We start from the raw sequence: 3,466 nt of genomic DNA, 5'->3' as shown, positions 1-3,466 counted from the left end.
TTGGAAATAGCTAGCTACCCCAATAGCCCACATCAGAAAGGCTTTCGGCAATAAGAGAGAAAATCGATTGCTCTTAGAGGATGTCTGAAAAGTTTTGATGAAGTAAATTTAATCACGCAAGTTGCTTCAACATTAAACGAATCATCGCTACATAAATAAAAGCCTCTGTTGTTTCAGGCAAAATTTCGTAATATGCAGCTTAACCGACGACACCAGTTGAACCAACCAAAAGTTCTTTCGACAAGCCAACGTTTAGGCAACACAACAAAACCTTTCTGTTCCTCATGGCGTGTAACCACGCTCCACAGCCAGCGATAAACATCAATGACCCAATGGGAAAAATTCTGACCACGATACCCCCCATCAACCCAAATCTGTATCAATCTAGCCATGCGAGCACTCATAGAATCGAGTTTAGCCAAAACTTTTTTTGCACCTGCTTGTTCGCTTACACTACTTGCAGCCGTGATCACGACAACTATGAGTAAACCTAATGTATCGACAAGTATATGGCGTTTACGCCCCTTCGTTTTCTTACCTGAGTCGTAGCCAACTTCTTGAGATACCATCGTTGCTGTTTCAACTGTCTGACTATCCAGAATCGCCTCGGAGGGCGATGGTTCTCGATTTTGGCTTACACGTACCCACAATCGTAAACGTTCGTGAATTTGTTGCCATGTTCCGTCCTGTCGCCATTGTCGAAAATAGTGATACACGGTTTTCCATTTGGGAAAATCGCTTGGGGGCATTCGCCAAGCACAACCTGCACAAAGGATGTATAGGATTGCATTAACGATCGCCTGCATATCAACACTACGTTTTCGACCACCTGTTTTTGGCGCAGGAATTAGCCCTGATAGTAGTTCCCACTGCTCAGAAGTCAGATTACTTGGGTACGATGGATTCATGGCTCTCGTAACTCTGTCATACTTAAGTATTTTTTCTAATGACAGGATACAGTTACGTGGGCTTTCTTACTTTTCAGACATCCTCTTAGAACGCCAGTATTCCCCTTGGGAGTTCATTCCTTTTGGTGGTGGAAGTCGGCGATGTTTAGGATATGCCCTGGCTTTGTTAGAAATGAAGTTAGTCTTGGCAACCGTTTTATCTAATTATCAACTTGCATTGGTGGAAAATAAACCTCTTAAATTGCAAAGACGTGGGTTTACCCTTGCTCCTGAAGGTGGAGTTCGGATGATGATTAAAAAACGAATTACACAGATTGTAATGGCATAAGAGCGATTCTAAAAATTTTGAAAGTCATTCTGGATAAGAGTTAGTTCTTTTACTTGGGAGGAACTGACCGGGAGCATCCACTTTTGGAAAAAACATAATTCTGATACTCCGAAAACCCTACTATATGGTTCATCTAAAAAAGTAGATCCGCCGAAAGTGGATGCTCCCAACTGACCTTTTAGTGATCGCAATCTGTGCCGAAAAATCACGCCATCCATTCAGTCCACTGCGGCGCATCTTACAAGGAATAATTGCCTCAGATTAAATAGTAATATTGAGGTGTGAGAACTGGCATATTCCTGATAGTTACAAAAATCAAATGAGCGTTAAGAGTATTAGTTTAAAAAATATTACAGTCCAACAAAACAGCATATTACAGGAAATTTTTCATTTATCTTCAAATCCTAATTATGATTCCACTCAAATACAAAAACTAAATCAGACTTTAATTCAAACAGCAACAAGAATTGAAAAAATCTGTTCTAATCAACAAGCAACGCCATCAAATCTGACGAATTTATCCCGTAAAATCTACTCATGGGTCAAATTTTTGACAGATGAACAATATCTAAAACTTCACCTGAAAACTACTGGCTATTTATTGGAAAATGCTAAACAACTTCTTGGTATACATGGTCAAAAATCATTTAAACTAATGATTGAAATAACTAATCTAGCTGGGCTATATCAGGTTAGAAAGTCTGCTAGCACAGCGAAGATTATGATTAGTGAGGGATTTATAAATGCACCAAAAGCAGTTTTGCAAGCGTTAGTGGAATCTGCTCTTTTTGGCAAGAGTCAAGATAATACACAACTCATCAGGTCATTTGCTAGTACAGAAGAATACATTGCTGTATTGTTAGAGCTTGATTTGATTGCCGAGGTAGTGGCAGAAAATCCACAAGGCAAGTTTTATAATCTAAATGAGTTATTTGATAAAGTCAATCATGAATATTTCGCAGCAAGTCTTGCCAAACCACGTTTAGCATGGAGCCGAGTTAACACTTACCGTAAATTTGGACACTACGAGTCAGCCAGAGACAGAATAGTGATGAGTTTAACCCTAGATGATGCGAAAGTACCTGGGTTCGTAGTTGAGTTTGTATTGTATCACGAATTGTTGCACAAGTACCACGGCACGAAGTGGGTTAAAGGAAGAAGAATGGTTCACACTAAAGAGTTCCGTATTAGTGAAAACCAGTTCAAATCTTATAACGAAGCATCAAGATGGTTAGACAAATTAACAAGAATCGAAAAACCTAATTTATCTTTAGGTAAAAATTTGATTTAGGATCTCATTGACTTGCCCTGAAAAGTAATAAACGCAGCTATGAGAAACTTCGTTATAATCAACATCAAGGCAATTTTCGGCATTTTCTAACCTACCGATCGAGCCTTTGATTTCGACTATTGATATTTGTTCGCCTTCAGCTTCAATAATTGCTTGCACTCTCGATTATGTCAGGTTATTGGGAGAGAGTGAATCTATTGATAAGCCTGTATCTATAACAATATTTGACAAAGGATAAACTGACTTACATCCATCATCCGTACAAAATACTAAGCAGTTGTTTTTGACGTAAATATTAATAATTCTCATTGCATAAATCCATAAATTGCAATATTTGTTTCATATTAAACTTTTTTGACTGATTACCATAATATGCAATTAATCGGGTGAGCTTTGTCAGGACATGACCTACACTGCCACTAGCCAATCGCACACCACAGACCCTACACCCGTTCTCAAAGTTAACCCAAACTTACCACTGGGATAGATAGGTATTCCAGTAAGGCTCACCATCAGCAACGCCTACCTTGGAGACTAACCCACTGTAGAAGGAGCCAGCGCTGTCCAAGTCTTAGCTAGATTCTCAATAAAAACAGGTATTTCGCCGCGATCGCACTATTAAACAGATCATTTATACCCCTAATTTTTAGCACCTCACAAAATCGCGTTGCTCCCAGCCAACTCTGTACCCGAAGGATAGTAATAAAGTCCCAAGATGATGCCCTGTTGTGTACGCTGTTCTAAGCTAAAGCTAGGGTAGCCCCAGTGTTGCATATTGATTGGTGAATGAAGGGACAATGAAGCAGAGGAGCAGAGGAGAGATTTGTACAGATTCTTTCCCCTCTGCACCCCTGCCCCTCTGCCTGACAAGTGTAGGTTTTTTACAGTTAGGAGGAGTTATAACAGTAAAATTCATCAACAGGGGTACGAGGAAAAGAA

At 39.6% G+C, this 3,466-nt stretch carries 3 protein-coding genes and 1 pseudogene; 2 read left to right on the top strand and 2 right to left on the bottom strand.

The annotated features are described in order from the left end of the window. Positions 1–112 precede the first annotated feature (112 nt). Positions 113–908, bottom strand: a protein-coding gene (locus ACEYW6_RS35865; protein ID WP_412983556.1) for an IS5 family transposase whose coding sequence is annotated in 2 segments (ribosomal slippage) — positions 113–196 and positions 198–908 — 795 coding nt in all. Because the reading frame shifts where the segments join, the coding sequence is not laid out codon by codon here. An 85-nt stretch (positions 909–993) separates the two neighbouring features. Here ACEYW6_RS35865 and ACEYW6_RS35860 point away from each other — a divergent pair. Continuing rightward, positions 994–1,236 (top strand): annotated as a pseudogene (locus tag ACEYW6_RS35860) (cytochrome P450); the annotation flags it as partial. A 319-nt stretch (positions 1,237–1,555) separates the two neighbouring features. Further along, on the top strand, positions 1,556–2,527 hold the full coding sequence (locus tag ACEYW6_RS35855) for a M48 family peptidase (RefSeq protein WP_412983555.1): 972 nt from the start codon (positions 1,556–1,558) through the stop codon (positions 2,525–2,527). A 751-nt stretch (positions 2,528–3,278) separates the two neighbouring features. Here ACEYW6_RS35855 and ACEYW6_RS35850 read toward each other — a convergent pair. Then, the coding region (locus ACEYW6_RS35850) for a hypothetical protein (protein WP_412983554.1) at positions 3,279–3,466 on the bottom strand (188 nt) is incomplete at its 5' end.

Source organism: Nostoc sp. UIC 10607 (assembly GCF_047228265.1).
GTDB classification, from domain to species: domain Bacteria; phylum Cyanobacteriota; class Cyanobacteriia; order Cyanobacteriales; family Nostocaceae; genus Nostoc; species Nostoc foliaceum_A.
This window is presented reverse-complemented; position numbering and strand designations above follow the sequence as displayed.

Coding starts and splice junctions, on each gene's coding strand:
- ACEYW6_RS35855 (WP_412983555.1), top strand. CDS start 1,556: ATGAGCGTTAAGAGTATTAGTTTAAAAAATATTACAGTCCAACAAAAC.